Source organism: Lysinibacillus sp. fls2-241-R2A-57, from assembly GCF_030209535.1.
Classification (GTDB): domain Bacteria; phylum Bacillota; class Bacilli; order Bacillales_A; family Planococcaceae; genus Lysinibacillus.
Genome location: NZ_JARVRU010000110.1, coordinates 1 through 16,692, shown reverse-complemented (window position 1 = coordinate 16,692; position 16,692 = coordinate 1). Strand labels below are relative to the sequence as shown.

The window sequence follows — 16,692 nt, the reverse complement described above, 5'->3', positions numbered from 1 at the left end:
AAGCGAAGCGACAGCAACAAATGTTTTCTGTGCGAAAGCGAAGCGACAGCAACAACAAATGTTTTCTATGCTAAACTCTCCAAGCTATTGGGGAGTTTTTTTACTTGTTTCGATAGAGAATGTTTTGTAGCATAAAGGTATCAATGAAAGAATAGGTGAATGACTGTGAACAATGCGATGACTGAAATGATGCAAGCACTTGAACAAGGGGACTTAGCATTAATTGAACAGCTACTTGAATCATTTTTAATGAAGGAGTTACCCGAGGAAATTTATGCGCTAGCTGAAGTTTTTATGCAGTATGGGTATATGAAGGAAGCAGACCGTGTGCTGGATCATTTACAATTTTTATTCCCAGAAGAGGCACAGTTAAAAATTGATCGTGCAAATGTTTTAATGGAACTTGGCAATGAAGATGAAGCTTTAGATTTTTTATTAGAAATAGAGGAGACTTCTCCAGAATATCCTCAAGCATTATTAGTATTGGCGGATTATTATCAAATGCAAGGACTATTTGAAGTAGCAGAAATGCGCATCAATGAGGCGCTAGCTTTATTACCAGAGGAGCCGTTATTACATTTTGCTAAAGCAGAACTCTTATTTGAAACTGGTCGTTTTTTAGAGGCTGCGAGACTATATGAGGAATTGTATGGACAACAAATAGAATTTGCAGGGGTAAGTCTTGTTGAACGACTTGCTGAGGTGTATCGTGCAGGAGCTGCCTATGAAACAGCTTTAGATTACTATTTAAAGGCACTTGAGGATGAAGTAAAGCCAGATATTTTATTTGGTGCAGCATATTCAGCTTTCCAGTCACAAAAATTTGAAATGGCCATTAAACAATTAGAGGAATTAAAAGAATTAGATCCTGATTATTTTTCTGCCTATTTATTGCTAGCCGAAAGTTATGCCATGATTGAGGACAATAAAAAAGCATACGCTGCCATTATGGAAGGATTAAAGCGTGACGAATACGATAAGGCCCTATACTTATTCGCTGGTAAAATGGCTTTAAAAACTGGTTTGCCAGCTGAGGGCGAGCAGCATCTACGTGAAGCCATTGCGTTAGATCCTGAATACATGGAGGCCGTGTTAGCATTAATCTCTGTGTTGGCACAGCAAGAGCGTTATGAGGATGTAGTAGAATTATTTGAAACGTTACAACAAAATGATTTTGAATGGAGCACATTATACCCATTTGCTGCGGAGGCATATGAAAATTTAGAATTGTACGACCGTGCATACGAATTTTACCATTTGGCATATAATGATTTTAAGGAAGACGCAGCATTTTTAGAAAAATACGTTTATTTCTTATTAGAGGAAGGGAAGCGTTTAGAAGCTAAAGAAGTACTCCGTCAATTAATAACTATTCAGCCAGGTGAACTAGAGTGGCAAGAGAAGTTAGAAACCTTAGAATTTGAGTAAAGGAGGGAGTGGGTATGACTGCTTCTGTATCAGTTGTCGATAAAAAAGCATTTGTTAGATGGTTTTTAAAAAATTATCAATTGAAACGTCGTGAGTGTGTATGGATTTTGAATTACTTATTAAGCAATGATGAGTTATTAAAACGAATTCGATTTGTTGAAGAAGCTCATTATTGCCCTAGAGCAATGGTAATGTCAACTGTTGACTCAACAGGTGTGCCATTTCGTTTTTACAAAGGCAATGTAATGACAGCAGATGCTGAGAAATCTTTCCATGATTTACGCTTACATGAACATGAAGATATGTATATACAACTGAATTTTCCAAATGTACCACCAAGCGCACAATACTTAGCAGTTCTTGAAGAAAACCCTTATATGCCGGAAGCACTGATTGTCAGTGAAAAAGATCGTTTACTGGCAGAAGAGCTGCTTTCCAACAGCTTACTCGTATTCCAAGAAGAAAAATTACTCGCACAGATTGATGAAGCCCTCGACCAGGGAGATGAAGAGCGCTTTTATGAATTGTCTAATTTGTTACAAGCTTTGAAGGAAACGGCTAATTTACGTTAGACATAAGTAAAAATTGAATGTCCTTTACCCACCTCAATATGGTAACATAACTAGTGACTGATTGTTTTCACTTTTTATTGGTTATCCTATTAAAGAGTGGGAAAAGGGCATTTTTTTATCTTTATTCAGTAGGTGTATTGAACCCTAGCGGATGTCACGGATTTTGAAATGAAGGAATATAAGGATGTTAGCCTAAAACCTTCACAACCTGTGAAAACGGCTAACTGATCTGCATCGGTAAAATCGCCACTTCCTGTGGCATTACCGAAATGATCGACATCGTGTCGGGTTGAGGCATAATTCAAAATCCGGACACATTGTTTATCTGCGCTACAGTTACAATTACACCAAGGCGAAATTGATTTATGCAACATGAGGAGGTTTGTTGAATGTATTTTAATGCAAACGATTTGACATCGTTTATGGCACAGAAGGATTTTATTGATACAGCAATTGTTCCACTCGTATCCGTCGATCTAACTTCTGAAAGATTGAAACAGAGTGGTACAGAAGTAGATTTTTTGTTATCACTCACATCATTTATCGAACAACAATTTAAAGGTCGTCTATTATTGATGCCACCATTTTCGTATAGTGTAAACTTAAAAAACGAAGAAATGCCAAAGCAATTAGAGGCGCAATTACATAATGCTGGTTTTAAGCATGTGTTCTTCATTACTTGTGACCATTCTTGGACAAATATTGGAGATGAAGTAAATGTTATTTGGCTACCAGCGATTCCATTAGAAAGTATGGATAAAGGTGTGAAAAACTCTATTCTTGAAGATCAATTGCGACAAGTGATTCCGATACTTTCGACCAAATGGACACAGATTTAACAATTTGTTTCAATAAATGTTCACATTCTCCAGCTTTCCACAGAATGCTATATTGACCAAGCTATGGTCTTGATATATCATAGATATGTCCTAGTATTACTATTTGTAAAAGTATGTCCGTTGGACTGACCTTTAAGTTAGAGGGGGGAAAAAAATGAGTAATAATCGAGTTTCACGTCGTCAATTCCTAAGCTATACACTAACTGGTGTAGGTGGCTTTATGGCGGCAGGTATGCTGATGCCGATGCTTCGCTTTGCAGTTGATCCATTATTACAAAAACATGATGGTGGGAACTTTATAAAGACAGAGCATAAAATCGCTGATATTACTGACAAACCAGTTAAAGTTGACTTAAAATTTGAACAAGTTGACGCATGGTACAAATCAGAAGTAACAAACGTAGCTTGGGTTTACAAAGATGGCGATCAAATCATTGCATTATCTCCTGTTTGTAAGCATTTAGGATGTATGGTGGGCTGGGAGCAAGATTCAGGGCATCCAAATCAATTCTTCTGTCCTTGTCACGCTGGACGTTACGAGAAAAATGGTAAAAACGTACCAGGTACACCGCCTACAGGTCCGTTGGATGAATACGAAGTTAAAGAAGAAGATGGTTACTTATCGCTTGGTCCAACTAAAGCAAATACTCTAGTTTAGTAAGGGGGTACAAAACAGTGCTAAATAAAATTTATGATTGGGTCGATGAACGCTTAGATATTACACCGATTTGGCGTGATATTGCCGACCACGAAGTGCCAGAGCACGTAAACCCTGCACACCATTTTTCAGCATTCGTTTACTGTTTCGGAGGATTAACATTCTTCATCACAGTAATTCAAATTCTATCTGGTATGTTCTTAACAATGTACTATGTACCAGACGTAGTGAATGCATGGAAATCAGTTTATTATTTACAAAACGAAGTAGCATTTGGTGAAATCGTACGCGGTATGCACCACTGGGGAGCTTCATTAGTAATCGTAATGATGTTCTTACATACTCTTCGTGTATTCTTTACAGGTTCTTATAAGAAACCTCGTGAATTAAACTGGATGGTTGGTGTAGGTATTTTTGGTGTAATGATGGGTCTTGGTTTTACAGGATACTTATTACCATGGGATATGAAAGCATTATTCGCTACAAAAGTAGGTATCGAAATTGCTGCATCTGTACCGTTTATCGGTGAGTTTATTAAAATCTTATTAGCGGGTGACTCAACTATTCTTGGAGCTCAAACGTTAACACGATTCTTTGCGATTCATGTATTCTTCTTACCTGCAGTATTGTTTGGGTTACTTGCAGCACACTTTATCATGATTCGTCGTCAAGGAATTTCAGGGCCGTTGTAATAATTCTTGACGGTTCGATGATTTTTTAAAGGAGGGGACATAATGCATCGCGGAAAAGGAATGAAATTTGTTGGTGATTCTCGTATTAAAGCAAATCACAGAATGCCGAACGTTCCAAAGGATTATTCCGAATATCCAGGTAAGACGGAAGCTTTCTGGCCGAACTTCTTACTAAAAGAATGGATGGTTGGTGCTGTATTTTTAATTGCTTATTTGTTATTAACAGTTGCTCATCCATCACCACTTGAAGGACCAGCTGATCCTACAAGAGCATACACGCCATTACCGGACTGGTATTTCTTATTCTTGTATCAATTATTAAAATATTCATTTGCTTCTGGTCCATACCAAGTCATTGGAACCGTTGTAATTCCAGGTCTTGCATTTGGAGCGCTATTATTAATGCCATTTTTAGACAAAGGTCCAGAACGCCGTCCATCTAAACGTCCGTTACCGACAGCGTTTATGTTATTAACTTTGGCTGCTATGTTCTACTTAACTTGGGAGTCAGTTGTTAACCATGACTGGGAAGCTCAAAAAGCTATGGGTGCAATTGTAGAAGAAGTTGAAGTTGATATTGATGAATCACTTCCAGGATTTAAAATTTGGAATGGTGACACTGGTGAACAAGCTAAATCTTGTATCGGCTGTCATGCTGCTGACTTAAAAGGTGGCCCAGCTGCTCCAGCATTAGTTGGTAATAAACTAACAGCTGAAGAAGTTGAAGATATTATCCATAATGGTCGCGGCAAAATGCCACCTGGCGTATTCAAGGGTACAGACGAAGAAGCCAAACAATTAGCTGAATTTATTGCGAGCTTAAAGGCTAAATAATAAGCTTAGTTTAAAAGAGTCAGGAAACTGGCTCTTTTTTTCTACTTCTATAATAATGTGACTGTTACAACATCAAAATGGTTCCCGAAAAATAATGTTTTTTAGAGAAAAATGTCGAAAAAGATGGTCAGATGTACTAGAAATTATCTAGTATACAGTTTTTGGGCATTAATAAAACAATAAAAAAAGACTATTTATACATAATAAAAATAAAAAAAGACATCTTAGTAAAGACGGAAAATAAAGGAGTTTTAATCATGCAAATTACACGTGCAAACATCTGGTATCTCCTTACCCATAAGTCATTCTTAATATTATTATTCATTATCAATCTATTAGGAACTATTTACGGTTATTATTGGTATGGGGGTCAGCTTGCCAACACAGAACCAATTTTTTATATTTTTGTACCGGATAGTCCGACAGCTAGTTTATTCTTTTGCTTTGTATTGTTAGCTTGGATTATGGGTAAAAGTTGGCCGCTCATGGAAGTGCTAGCTCTTGTTACACTAGTGAAGTATGGGATATGGGCTGATGTCATGAATATTTGGACACTGATTGAAACTGGATCGATCGGTTGGCAGGGATGGATGCTGGTAGGCTCGCATTTTGCGATGGCTGTCCAAGCAATCCTTTATATCGGTAAATATGTTTTTTCATATTGGCATGTTGCTGTGGCAGCAGTATGGACATTACATAATGATGTGATTGATTATGTATTTGGACAAATGCCAATGTACCGTGATTTGGCAGAGTATACAAGCTATATTGGCTATTTTACTTTTTGGTTATCAATTGTATGTATTTTTCTAGCCTTCTTCTCAATTAGGTGGCGCAAATATTTGCCGAATTAAGTAATTGATTATAGAATTATAGTATAGAGATAGAAAGGGGTTAGAAAATTGTCAACAAGCATGTATATTGTTTATTTTGCAATTATTATGCTACTGCCACTTTATGCACAGATAAAAGTGAAGGGCACATATAATAAGTTTGCAAAAGAACGTACAATGAAGGGACAAACAGGTGCAGAGGTAGCGCGTGCGATTTTAGATGCGAACGGTTTATATGATGTACGAGTTGTTCCAACGCAAGGTGTGTTGTCTGATCATTATAATCCGGCGACAAAAACAGTTGCACTATCGGAAAGTAACTTTTATGAGGCTAGTATTGCAGGTGCTGCAGTTGCTGCCCACGAGGTTGGCCATGCTATCCAGCATAAAGAAGCTTATTCAATGCTGACATTACGTAGCAAGCTAGTTCCAGTTGCAAATATTTCATCAAATATGTCATGGTTATTTGTAATGATTGGTATTTTTGCAAGTAGTACGAATATGTTGCTTCTAGGTATCATATTATTAGCAGCAGGTGTGCTTTTCCAATTAGTAACGTTACCAGTAGAATTTGATGCTTCAAAACGTGCGTTAGTACAAATGAATTCATTGGGAATTATTACAAATGAAGAAGAGCGTCCAGCACGAAAAGTGTTAAGTGCTGCAGCATTAACATATGTTGCCGCAGCAGCAGTAGCAGTATTAGAATTATTACGTTTAGTATTAATCTTTACAAATATGCGCAATGACGACTAATAAAAAACTTGTTGTAGTGGTATGTCACTATAGCAAGTTTTTTAACTTCTTTCAGCGGGAGACCGTTAAACTATGGTTTTACAATAGGTGTGTTGATTAACTATCATTATCATTCGAAGAGGCTGATTTCCGCTACGGGCTACTCGCTTTCCTGCGGGCGAGCGCCGAGCCGCTTCCTCCGCTTCCTCCGCTTCGCTTCGTGCAGGGTCTCGTCTGTCTCGCTTTCCCGCGGGAGTCGAGTAGCCCTACGCTCCAATCAGTTAAAATGGAAATTCTTTAGCATTATAGCAACAAAAAAATCCTTTTATCGCTCAATAATAAACCTATTTTTTCCTTAATCAACACGCCTGGTTTTACAATTTATTATGTAAAAAAGCCTACCTCCAACGAAAAAAAGTTTTATTCGAGGAAAGCAGGCAGATGAGTAAATTTAATGGAGCGGTTGTTTTTGGTCGTCAAGCGTGAAGCCTTCTCCTGCAACATCTCGTACTTCTATGATAGATACGAAAGCGTGTGGATCAATCTCATGAACAATAGATTTTAAGCGCACAACCTCATTGTGACCAATGACACAATAAATAACTTCTTTTTGTTGCTTTGTGAAATGGCCATGACCTTCTAGTATAGTGATACCACGTTCCATTCGTAATGCAATCATCTCAGCAATGGTGCTAGATTTTTCGGATACAATAAGTGCTCCACGTGCTGCATATGCTCCTTCTTGAACAAAATCAATGACGCGCGCGCCCACAAATACCGCAACGAGGGTATACATCATAGAGCGTGCATCTAAAAACGTTAGCCATGATAAGATAATGACGATAGCGTCAAAGCTGAACATCGTTTTACCCATACTCCAGCCAAAATATTTATGCCCAAGGCGTGCCAAAATATCTACACCGCCAGTTGTACCACCGAAGCGAAAAACGATACCGAGCCCAAGTCCAACAAAAACCCCAGCAAAAAGAGCAACGAGTAACATATCGTCCTCTAAATGAATAGTAAATTGATATTTTTGGAAAACTTTAAGGAAAACTGAAACAGATAAAGTTCCAACAAGCGTATAAATAAATGATTTTTTCCCAAGTAAACGATAACCAATAATAAACATTGGAATATTCAATAATAAATTCAGTAATGCAGGGTCCCAGCCTAGTGTAAAATAGAGTATGAGTGTAATCCCACTTAAGCCACCTTCACCAAGCTGATTTTGCATGTTGAAGTGGACAAATCCGAAGCTAAAAATGGCCGCTCCGAGCATTATTGCGATGATATTACGGATTTTGATCTGTTTTAGCATATGACCTCCTGAGGTTCCAAACAAATGAAGTAGTGCTATCTATTATCTGACATTTTATTGTTTTTGACAACAATGGTGTAAATTTTATACGATGGTATGTAGGAGTGTGATTTTGATGACTGAACAAGTGACAATGCAAGCTTTACAGCAGCGTGTTGATGATTATATTGGACAATTTAAGGAAGGCTATTTCCCGCAATTTGAGTTACTGGCACGTTTAACTGAAGAGCTTGGTGAATTATCTCGCGAAGTGCAGGATGTTTACGGACAAAAGAAGAAAAAGAGCACAGAGGAAGCGAATAGCATTGAAGAAGAATTAGGTGACTTTTTCTTTGTTTTAGTCTGCTTTGCAAATGCACAGGGCATTAAATTAGATGAAGCACTTTTACGTGTCATACATAAATTTGAAACAAGGGATCAAGGTCGTTGGACTAGAAAGGATGAAGAATAATGTCGATTCGTGTAGCAATAGCAGGACCTAGAGGTAAGATGGGAGCTGAAGCTGTACATACTGTCATGAAACATGACAAAATGGAGTTAGTAGCTGTATTAGATTATAAGGAAGTAGGAAAAACACTAGCTGATTTAGAAATGTTTCCAGCAAGTTATACAGCACCGATTTTTACAGATATGCATGACCTTGTAGAGGCAACCGCACCAGACGTATTAGTAGATTTAACAAGCCCGCATGCAGTTTACAAACATACTAAAGAGGCCTTGAATTTAAATGTACGACCTGTAATTGGTACAACAGGCTTCACAGATGCACAACTTAAGGAGTTATCAACAATTGCTAAAGAAAAAGAGCTGGGCTGCATTATTGCACCAAACTTTGCAATTGGGGCAATTCTAATGATGAAATTTGCCAAGGAAGCAGCAAAATATTTACCTGATGTTGAAATTATTGAAATGCACCACGATCAAAAATTAGATGCGCCATCAGGAACAGCTGTTAAAACGGCACAATTGATTCAAGAAGTGCGAGCAACCAAATTGCAAGGACATCCAGAGGAAAAAGAAACTATTGAGGGTGCAAGAGGGGCAGAATTTGATGGCATGCGCATTCACTCTGTTCGCTTACCTGGTTTAGTGGCACATCAGCAAGTGTTATTTGGTGGTGATGGGCAGCTATTAACAATTCGTCATGATTCATTAAATCGTAATTCATTTATGTCCGGAGTAGCTTTCTGCGTAGAAGAGGTCATGAAAATGGATCAACTAGTATATGGTTTAGAAAACATCATCTAAAGATTGGGATGAAAGCTTTATGAAAATCGCATTAATTGCACATGATCGCAAAAAAGATAATTTAGTACAGTTTGCTATTGCTTACCAAGATATATTAAATGAGCATACGCTGTTTGCTACAGGCACAACTGGACAGCGCGTTATTGAAGCTACAGGCTTAGAGGTAACACGTTTTCGCTCAGGTCCACTTGGTGGCGACCAACAAATTGGCGCAATGATTGCCAATAATGATATGGACATGGTCATTTTTTTCCGTGATCCTTTAACAGCACAACCACATGAGCCAGATGTTTCTGCACTTATTCGTCTTTGTGATGTATACCAAGTGCCTCTGGCCACAAATATGGGAACTGCAGAAATATTACTAAAAGGCCTACAAGAAGGCTTTGTGGATTGGAGACTGATTCAAGAAAGACGAAATTAAAAAAGACGTGATTTAGAAAGGATGATAATCGAATGAGAAAGCTAAAAATCGGCATTACCTGTTATCCAACAGTTGGAGGCTCTGGTGTTATCGCAACAGAATTAGGAAAAATGCTTGCAGAGAGAGGACACGAAATTCATTTCATCACCTCAAGCGTACCATTTCGATTGAATAAAATTTATCCAACCGTCTTTTTCCATGAAGTAGAAGTTAATAACTATTCAGTATTTCAGTATTCGCCATATGATATAGCATTAGCGAGTAAAATGGCGGACGTGATTAAAGATGAAGAATTAGATGTGCTACATGTACATTATGCAATTCCACATGCTGTTTGTGCTGTTTTAGCACGAGAAATGAGTGGTCGTGACATTGGGATTGTCACAACGCTACATGGTACAGATATTTCGGTGCTTGGGCAGGATTCTACCCTTTCACAGGCAATTAAGTATGGCATTAACAAATCTGATATCGTTACGACAGTATCTGAGGCATTAAAGCAACAAACTTACGAGCTTATTGATACAGTAAAGCCAATTACTACAATTTACAACTTTGTTGATGAACGTGAATACTTCCCACGCAATCCAGGGAACTTGAAGGAACAGTTTGGAATTCAAGAAGATGAAAAAGTTATTATTCACGTATCGAACTTCCGTAAAATTAAGAATCTTCCGCATATTATCGACGCCTTTATGAAGATTCGTGCAAACATGAAGGCAAAGTTATTGCTTGTAGGTGACGGTCCTGAAAAGCATCGTGTGATGGACCAAGTAAAGGAAAGTCCTTATATGAAAGATGTTCTATTTTTGGGCAAACAAGAAAACTTAGCTGAATTGTATGCCATAAGTGACCTTAAATTATTGCTATCACAGCAGGAATCATTTGGGTTAGTTTTACTTGAAGCAATGGCTTGTGGCGTACCTTGTATTGGATCGGCTGTAGGCGGTATTCCTGAAGTCATTGAGCATGATGTAGATGGCTATATAGTGGAATTAGGAGATACGGATGCAGTGGCAGAATATGCAGTGAATCTATTGAATGATGAAGAGAAATTACAACGTTTCCGAGAAGCAGCTATTCGTGCTGTTGATGAAAAATTCCACTCAGCTAAAATTGTAGAGCAATATGAAAAATTGTACGAAAAGGTTGCTGAAAGAAATCATGCAAAACAATAAAGAATGGCAAGCAGCCTATTCAGTTATTGAACAACTTGAAAACGTAGGCTTTGAAGCAGTGGTCGTTGGTGGTGCGGTCCGAGATGCAATACTCGGTCGTCCTGCCCATGATGTAGATGTTGCAACAATTGCTATGCCAGAAGAAGTAAAGTCTGTTTTTAATAACACGGTTGATGTAGGGATTCAGCATGGGACGGTACTTGTTATCGTGCCAGCTGGACCTGTCGAAGTCACGACATATCGCACAGATGGTGAATATACGGATCACCGTAGACCAGAGGAAGTGCAATTTGTACGTTCGCTGAAAGAAGATTTACAGCGCCGAGATTTTACGATGAACGCCATGGCAATGCGCCGTGATGGCTCTTTTGTTGATTTTTACGGAGGACGCCAAGATATTGAGGCTGGAATAATTCGAGCTGTTGGTGACGCGCAGAAACGCTTTTCAGAAGATGCATTACGAATGCTGAGAGCCGTACGTTTTTCAGCACAGCTCGGTTTTGCGATTGAATCAGAAACCTTGAAAGCAATGAAGGACAAGGCTGATACTATTTCTTGGATTGCGAAAGAGCGCATAAAGGCAGAGCTTGATAAGCTATGGATAGGGAAAGATGTTTTTAATGGCATTCAAAAGCTAGAGGAAAGTGGCTTAGGAGCACATTTGAATGGTAATTTTCAAGCTAATCATTGGAGTGAGTTTAATGCTCAAGACAAGCTATTAGGTTGGGCATATTTTGCATTGTTACAGGGTGAGCATTGGCGAGAGGTACTTAGCAGCTATCGTTTATCGAATAAGGAGATGGCGTTTGTAAAAGCTGTGTTAGCAGCTCTAGCAGCTTTAAAGAATGGCTGGACGAATATGGATTACTTTTTGTATACGCAACAGGAACTCGAGGCAGCTTGTTATTTTGCAGAGCTTAGACAGTTAAACGTTCAAATGCCACAGCAAAGCATTGATGAAATACAGACAAAGCTTCCCATTAAGCATAAGCAGGAGCTAATTGTAAACGGTTCGGACTTGTTAAAATGGTCTGGAAAAAAAGGTGGACCATGGGTAAAAGAAGCGTTGCAGGCGATGCTAGAAGCGGTTGTGAATGGTAAGCTTGAAAATGACCGACAAGAAATAAAGGATTGGATAGAACACGATTATTTCAACAAAGAATGAAAATACGTTTCTGTAATAAAAGGAGCCGTCTCAAAAAACGAGAGATGGCTCCTTTTAATTTAGTGTATGGACGAAGCCAAGAAACAAATACGCATCTGTCAGAATAATGATTGGATTCGACCTTAGTAACAAATTCAGTGAACCTTTAACTTTCAATGTAATGTTAAAATATAGTTAATCAACAAGTCTATTGAAAGTTTGGTGAATGTATGAAATATCCTTGTTCATGTTGTGGTTATAAAACAATTGATAGTGATGGTGAGTATGAAATCTGTCCAATTTGTTTTTGGGAGGACGATCCTTTTCAGAAAGTAAATATAGATGAAGAGGGGGCTAATAAAATCTCTTTGGTAGAGGCGCAATCAAACTATTTCCGTTTGGGTGTCTCAGAAGAGCAATTTAGTCATCATGTTAGAAAGCCAGGAATTGAAGACAAAAGAAATCCTGACTGGAAACCGATTAAAGAATCTTTATGGAGGTTATTATGAAATACTTTGAGGAAGCTAAATATATTTGGAAAAATTATGTTCCAAAGAGTGGGCAGGCAGATACAGTTGAAGGTGAACTAATAAGGGCGATTGAAAGACTTCGGTATGAAGCACAGAACAATGGAAATTGTAATTGGGATGAAGGATTTGAACTTTTTTGTCACTATTTATGGGAAGTTTTAAATAACGAAGAGACTTTTGATCAAAATGTTTTGTGTGAAATAAGAATGGATATTGATACGTTATTAAATTATGATTCGCCATATCTTGACGACGATGTATATGATAGAATTAGCGACCATATCATTGAATGGACTTTTGCTCATAAAGGACCTATTAAAAGAGAAAAAGATCCGAAACAATATAGGTGAAAATCGTGCATAATTAGTAACTAAAAGATATTCGAAGATAGTTTGTGGTCAATTGTCATAATTTACAGTATGATTAATACTAATAAGATTATAGCAACAGAAATTACTAATGGTAGAATTTACTAAAGGATTGATTTGAGCATGAGTATTTCCATGAAGGATGAAATTTTAAAAAGAATATTAGCTGCTAATGGTGAAGCGGTGTCAGGTCAGGAGCTTGCAGATTCTCTTGGAGTATCACGTACAGCTGTATGGAAACATATGCAGACGCTGCAGGAGGAAGGCTATACATTTGAAACTGTAAAGAAAAAAGGCTATGTGCTGACTGGTGTGCCAAATAGCTTAAGTCCAACACAAATTGACCTGTTTTTAAATACGGAACACTTTGGACGTGAAATTCATTATTTTGATGTTGTAGATTCTACGCAAACAATTGCCCATAGGCTTGCACAGGAAGGCGCTCCACATGGCACGATCATAATCGGGGAGGAGCAAACTGCTGGTCGTGGTCGTATGGCGCGTCCATGGGAATCTGCAAAAGGTACAGGTATTTGGATGACCATTATCGTGAGACCTGATGTGACTCCTCAGCAAGCTTCATCATATACGCTTGTTGTAGCTGTTGCGGTGACAATGGCTATTAAAACATTATATAAACATGTTGAGCCAGCCATTAAATGGCCAAATGATTTACTCATTAACGGTAAGAAATGTACAGGGATTTTAACGGAAATGCAGGCTGAGGCAGACCTTGTACAAGCACTACTAGTAGGCATCGGTATTAATGCAAACCAAGTCGAATCCGATTTCTCACCAGAGATTGCTAATATTGCAACCTCTTTACGTTTAGAAGCGGGTGAGGAAATTAATCGTGCAGCCCTTGTCGCATCTATTTTACAATACTTAGAACAATTCACGGAATTATACGTGAAAGAGGGCTTTGTTAGTATTAAAAATCTATGGGAACAAATGTCATGTACCATTGGAAAACGTATTGAAGTGACAACTTTACGTGGGCGCTTTGAGGGCATTGCCAGTGGCGTTACCGATGAAGGTGTACTACAGCTAACACAGGATGATGGCACAATCCGAACAATTTATGCTGGGGATATTAAAATTTTATAAATTTTATAAATTTTATAAATCAAAAGCTGCAAGAATCATGGGAATCTTGCAGCTTTTTTGTGTGTTCAATGGAATTTAGATCCTCTATTGGCGCAGTAAGTGTATCTAGCGGCGCAAAAGAGAGTTCAAGCGGCGGAGTAGTCGACTTTAGCGGCGCAAAAGAGAGTCTAAGCGGCGGAAAAGCCAACTTTAGCGGCGCAAAAGTGAGTCCAAGCGGCGAAGCAACCAACTTTAGCGGCGCAAAAGAGAGTTCAAGCGGCGGAGTATCCAACTTTAGCGGCGCAAAAGAGAGTATAACCGGCGAAGTAACCAACTTTAGCGGCGCAAAAGAGAGTTCAAGCGGCGGAGTATCCAACTTTAGCGGCGCAAAAGCGAGTCCAAGCGGCGGAGCAACCAGCTTTAGCGGCGCAAAAGAGAGTTCAAGCGGCGGAGTATCCAACTTTAGCGGCGCAAAAGAGAGTATAACCGGCGAAGTAACCAACTTTAGCGGCGCAAAAGAGAGTTCAAGCGGCGGAGTATCCAACTTTTGCGGCGCAAAAGTGAGTCCAAGCGGCGAAGCAACCAACTTTAGCGGCGCAAAAGAGAGTATAACCGGCGAAGCAACCAACTTTAGCGACGCAAAAGAGAGTATAAGCGGCGAAGTAACCGACTTTAGCGGCGCAAAAGAGAGTATAAGCGGCGAAGTAACCGACTTTAGCGGCGCAAAAGTGAGTCCAAGCGGCGAAGCAACCAACTTTAGCGGCGCAAATAAAAGTCCAACCGACCAACAACCGCTTCTACCTTCTAACTCAGCAATGCTCACTTTATTTCAACGTCAACTGTAAGTCACCATTTGAAAGTGTTACTTTTAGCTGATTATCACCTTTATATTCTTGTGATACTTTGCCGTTTTGATCCTTCTTATCAACTGTAAGATCCCCGAAGTCAGTTTCTAATTCAAAGCCAATTTCACTTTTTTTGTTTTGTAAGTGAAGTGTGGTGTCTCCAAAGCTAGACGTAATAGAGGATTGACCATTTAATGTACCATCTATGTCAATATCACCATTATCACTTTCAGCAACGAAGCCATTGCTTGAAAATTGCTGTAGCTTCATATCACCAAACGATTGAGTAATCTCCGTTTTATCACCAGTAGTGTTTTTAAATATAATGTCTCCAAAATCTTCAATAAGATTTAACTGCTGATAATTCAAATCATGAATGGTTGTATCCCCAAATTTACTATTAAGGACAACGGTATTCAATTTTACATCTGCAGGAACATAGATTTTGATGGAAGGAGAATTGAAGCTACCAAAACCGAATTGAAAACGATTCTTCTTCTCACCCTTTGTTTCAACAGTTAATGTATGATCTTTAATACTGTAGGTCACATCATCATCTTCAACAACATTTGTTTCTAATGCATAACGATCGCTAGTAACAATTTCAACATCGCCATAGTTATTGACAACATTGATGTTAGTAAAATCATCCAGTTCATAAGAATTGTTTATTAGTTTATTGCTCTTGGGCACATGGATGCCTTCATCATTTAACACAAAGTTCCATTTTCCGCCAGAGAAATAACCAACTAGAGCTAACAGTATGCCAAAAGCAATCATAGTCATAGCGATATGTGTATGTCGAGACATCATTAGTATCCCTCCTTCCGCTTTTTCGTTATTTTATGAAATAGTCTAGCTAGTGTTTCAACACAAACAACGACTATTTTTTTGATAAAACGAGCAACGACTGGGAAAAGTAAGATGCCTAAACCTGTAACAATAAAGCCAACACCCATAAAGAGTAACGCTGTCGGCCAGTCCACCGTTAAAATGAAGAAGCCTGAAATAAGTGCAACGATTCCACCGAAAATGATACTAAGTACAGTTGCAATAATTGCAAAGACAATGCTGAAAATGACTACACCAAATGAAAAAATAAGCGCTATAGCAACTGCTAGTAACGGTAATGAAAGTGGGGCAGATAATATTGCTAGAATGATAATCCAAATCGCAGACATATTTTTCTTAGTCGAAGTTGGGGTTGCTTCTAAATCCTTTAATGCATAGTCCGCCATTATTTGTGATGCAACATGAGAAGGGGAACCTAGCTGTTGAATGACCTTCTGTTCATTTTCTTCTCCTGCTTCATCGAAATATTCCTCATAATAGGCAAGCGCAGCATCAATCTCATGCGCTGGAAGACGGTGTAATTTCCCCCGTAGCTTTTTCAGAAAGCTAGCTCTATTCATCCTTTTTCCCCTCCTAAAAGTACACAATCAACTTTTTCTTTATACAGTTGCCATTCTTTTAATAGCTCCAATAATCGTATTCGACCTTGCTCTGTAATTTGGTAATAGCGTCTATTTCTGCCTTGATAGGGCTGATCGTAGGTTGTTAAGTAATTTGCTTTTTGTAAACGACGTAAAACTGGGTAAAGCGTAGATTCTGATATATCCATCACAGATTGTACTTGCTGTGTTAATGAGTAGCCGTACGCATCCTCTTTATCAACGATGGCGAGTACACAAGCGTCAAGTAAAGCTGAGCCAAGCTGAAATGTCATCTTCTCTCACCTCACATTTTATTACCTATACAAGGTTTTATATTATATGGCATATAGTATGGTGATAGTATATGACGTATAGTATTAATTGTCAAATTTTATTAAAAAGTAGGCTGGAAATTAAAAAATGACGGTTATGTCATTAAAATAATTCATTTCTGAATACTGTAATTATCTGGCTCTTCACCAAAACGTGTGGTTGATTTCCGTTCCGACTGGGCGCTTTGTAGC

21 protein-coding genes are annotated in these 16,692 nt (G+C 38.5%); 17 read left to right on the top strand and 4 right to left on the bottom strand.

Annotated elements, in window-relative coordinates:
* Positions 1-159: 159 nt before the first annotated feature.
* The 8 genes from QRN68_RS17245 (at position 160) to QRN68_RS17210 (ending at position 6,612) form a co-directional block, all read left to right on the top strand.
* Positions 160-1,428, top strand: a complete 1,269-nt coding sequence (locus QRN68_RS17245; protein WP_285398143.1) for a tetratricopeptide repeat protein — start codon at positions 160-162, stop codon at positions 1,426-1,428.
* Positions 1,429-1,442: 14 nt separating this feature from the next.
* On the top strand, positions 1,443-2,000 hold the full coding sequence (locus QRN68_RS17240) for a ReoY family proteolytic degradation factor (RefSeq protein WP_053593562.1): 558 nt from the start codon (positions 1,443-1,445) through the stop codon (positions 1,998-2,000).
* Positions 2,001-2,389: 389 nt separating this feature from the next.
* Positions 2,390-2,839 (top strand): DUF2487 family protein, encoded by a 450-nt coding sequence (locus QRN68_RS17235; protein WP_285398142.1) that lies wholly within the window; start codon positions 2,390-2,392, stop codon positions 2,837-2,839.
* 154 nt (positions 2,840-2,993) lie between these two features.
* Positions 2,994-3,497 (top strand): Rieske (2Fe-2S) protein, encoded by a 504-nt coding sequence (locus tag QRN68_RS17230; RefSeq protein WP_285398141.1) that lies wholly within the window; start codon positions 2,994-2,996, stop codon positions 3,495-3,497.
* Positions 3,498-3,514: 17 nt separating this feature from the next.
* The gene (qcrB, locus tag QRN68_RS17225; RefSeq protein WP_285398140.1) at positions 3,515-4,189 is read left to right on the top strand and encodes a menaquinol-cytochrome c reductase cytochrome b subunit; all 675 of its coding nucleotides are present in this window, start codon (positions 3,515-3,517) and stop codon (positions 4,187-4,189) included.
* Positions 4,190-4,231: 42 nt separating this feature from the next.
* Complete coding sequence (locus QRN68_RS17220; protein WP_285398139.1) at positions 4,232-5,023, top strand: menaquinol-cytochrome c reductase cytochrome b/c subunit; 792 nt, start codon at positions 4,232-4,234, stop codon at positions 5,021-5,023.
* 257 nt (positions 5,024-5,280) lie between these two features.
* The gene (gene lhaT, locus QRN68_RS17215; protein WP_285398138.1) at positions 5,281-5,877 is read left to right on the top strand and encodes a lipoprotein heptaprenylglyceryl N-acetyltransferase LhaT; all 597 of its coding nucleotides are present in this window, start codon (positions 5,281-5,283) and stop codon (positions 5,875-5,877) included.
* 60 nt (positions 5,878-5,937) lie between these two features.
* Positions 5,938-6,612 carry a zinc metallopeptidase gene (locus QRN68_RS17210; RefSeq protein ID WP_285398144.1) on the top strand — a complete coding sequence of 225 codons (675 nt, stop codon included), beginning with the start codon at positions 5,938-5,940 and terminating at the stop codon, positions 6,610-6,612.
* 430 nt (positions 6,613-7,042) lie between these two features.
* On the opposite strand, the gene QRN68_RS17205 is transcribed toward QRN68_RS17210, so the two are convergent.
* Positions 7,043-7,912 carry a YitT family protein gene (locus tag QRN68_RS17205; protein ID WP_285398137.1) on the bottom strand — a complete coding sequence of 290 codons (870 nt, stop codon included), beginning with the start codon at positions 7,910-7,912 and terminating at the stop codon, positions 7,043-7,045.
* A gap of 115 nt (positions 7,913-8,027) precedes the next feature.
* Between QRN68_RS17205 and QRN68_RS17200 the strand changes: the two genes are divergently transcribed.
* From QRN68_RS17200 to QRN68_RS17160, 9 genes are all read left to right on the top strand, one after another.
* Positions 8,028-8,363, top strand: a complete 336-nt coding sequence (locus QRN68_RS17200) for a nucleotide pyrophosphohydrolase (protein ID WP_285398136.1) — start codon at positions 8,028-8,030, stop codon at positions 8,361-8,363.
* Positions 8,363-9,160 carry a 4-hydroxy-tetrahydrodipicolinate reductase gene (dapB, locus tag QRN68_RS17195; RefSeq protein ID WP_285398135.1) on the top strand — a complete coding sequence of 266 codons (798 nt, stop codon included), beginning with the start codon at positions 8,363-8,365 and terminating at the stop codon, positions 9,158-9,160. The genes QRN68_RS17200 and dapB overlap by 1 nt, the downstream gene beginning before the upstream one ends.
* 19 nt (positions 9,161-9,179) lie before the next feature.
* Complete coding sequence (mgsA, locus tag QRN68_RS17190) at positions 9,180-9,584, top strand: methylglyoxal synthase (protein WP_100544579.1); 405 nt, start codon at positions 9,180-9,182, stop codon at positions 9,582-9,584.
* A gap of 32 nt (positions 9,585-9,616) precedes the next feature.
* A complete protein-coding gene (bshA, locus tag QRN68_RS17185) occupies positions 9,617-10,762 on the top strand; it encodes an N-acetyl-alpha-D-glucosaminyl L-malate synthase BshA (RefSeq protein WP_285398134.1) in 1,146 nt (381 codons plus the stop codon).
* Positions 10,749-11,927: a CCA tRNA nucleotidyltransferase gene (locus QRN68_RS17180; protein WP_285398133.1), complete on the top strand. Its 1,179-nt coding sequence runs from the start codon at positions 10,749-10,751 to the stop codon at positions 11,925-11,927. Before bshA ends, QRN68_RS17180 begins: the two co-directional genes overlap by 14 nt.
* Before the next feature lie 209 nt (positions 11,928-12,136).
* On the top strand, positions 12,137-12,415 hold the full coding sequence (locus tag QRN68_RS17175; RefSeq protein WP_285398132.1) for a CPCC family cysteine-rich protein: 279 nt from the start codon (positions 12,137-12,139) through the stop codon (positions 12,413-12,415).
* Positions 12,412-12,786, top strand: a complete 375-nt coding sequence (locus QRN68_RS17170; RefSeq protein ID WP_285398131.1) for a hypothetical protein — start codon at positions 12,412-12,414, stop codon at positions 12,784-12,786. The genes QRN68_RS17175 and QRN68_RS17170 overlap by 4 nt, the downstream gene beginning before the upstream one ends.
* A 141-nt stretch (positions 12,787-12,927) precedes the next feature.
* The gene (locus tag QRN68_RS17165) at positions 12,928-13,911 is read left to right on the top strand and encodes a biotin--[acetyl-CoA-carboxylase] ligase (RefSeq protein WP_285398130.1); all 984 of its coding nucleotides are present in this window, start codon (positions 12,928-12,930) and stop codon (positions 13,909-13,911) included.
* 68 nt (positions 13,912-13,979) lie between these two features.
* Positions 13,980-14,735 (top strand): hypothetical protein, encoded by a 756-nt coding sequence (locus QRN68_RS17160; protein WP_285398129.1) that lies wholly within the window; start codon positions 13,980-13,982, stop codon positions 14,733-14,735.
* On the opposite strand, the gene QRN68_RS17155 is transcribed toward QRN68_RS17160, so the two are convergent.
* The 3 genes from QRN68_RS17155 to QRN68_RS17145 are packed head-to-tail and all read right to left on the bottom strand — an operon-like array spanning position 14,715 to position 16,461.
* Positions 14,715-15,548 carry a DUF4097 family beta strand repeat-containing protein gene (locus tag QRN68_RS17155; protein ID WP_285398128.1) on the bottom strand — a complete coding sequence of 278 codons (834 nt, stop codon included), beginning with the start codon at positions 15,546-15,548 and terminating at the stop codon, positions 14,715-14,717. The genes QRN68_RS17160 and QRN68_RS17155 overlap by 21 nt on opposite strands.
* Positions 15,548-16,147, bottom strand: coding sequence for a DUF1700 domain-containing protein (locus QRN68_RS17150; protein WP_285398127.1), 600 nt, complete (start codon positions 16,145-16,147; stop codon positions 15,548-15,550). Before QRN68_RS17150 ends, QRN68_RS17155 begins: the two co-directional genes overlap by 1 nt.
* Positions 16,144-16,461: a PadR family transcriptional regulator gene (locus QRN68_RS17145; RefSeq protein ID WP_285398126.1), complete on the bottom strand. Its 318-nt coding sequence runs from the start codon at positions 16,459-16,461 to the stop codon at positions 16,144-16,146. The genes QRN68_RS17150 and QRN68_RS17145 overlap by 4 nt, the downstream gene beginning before the upstream one ends.
* Positions 16,462-16,692: the final 231 nt, after the last annotated feature.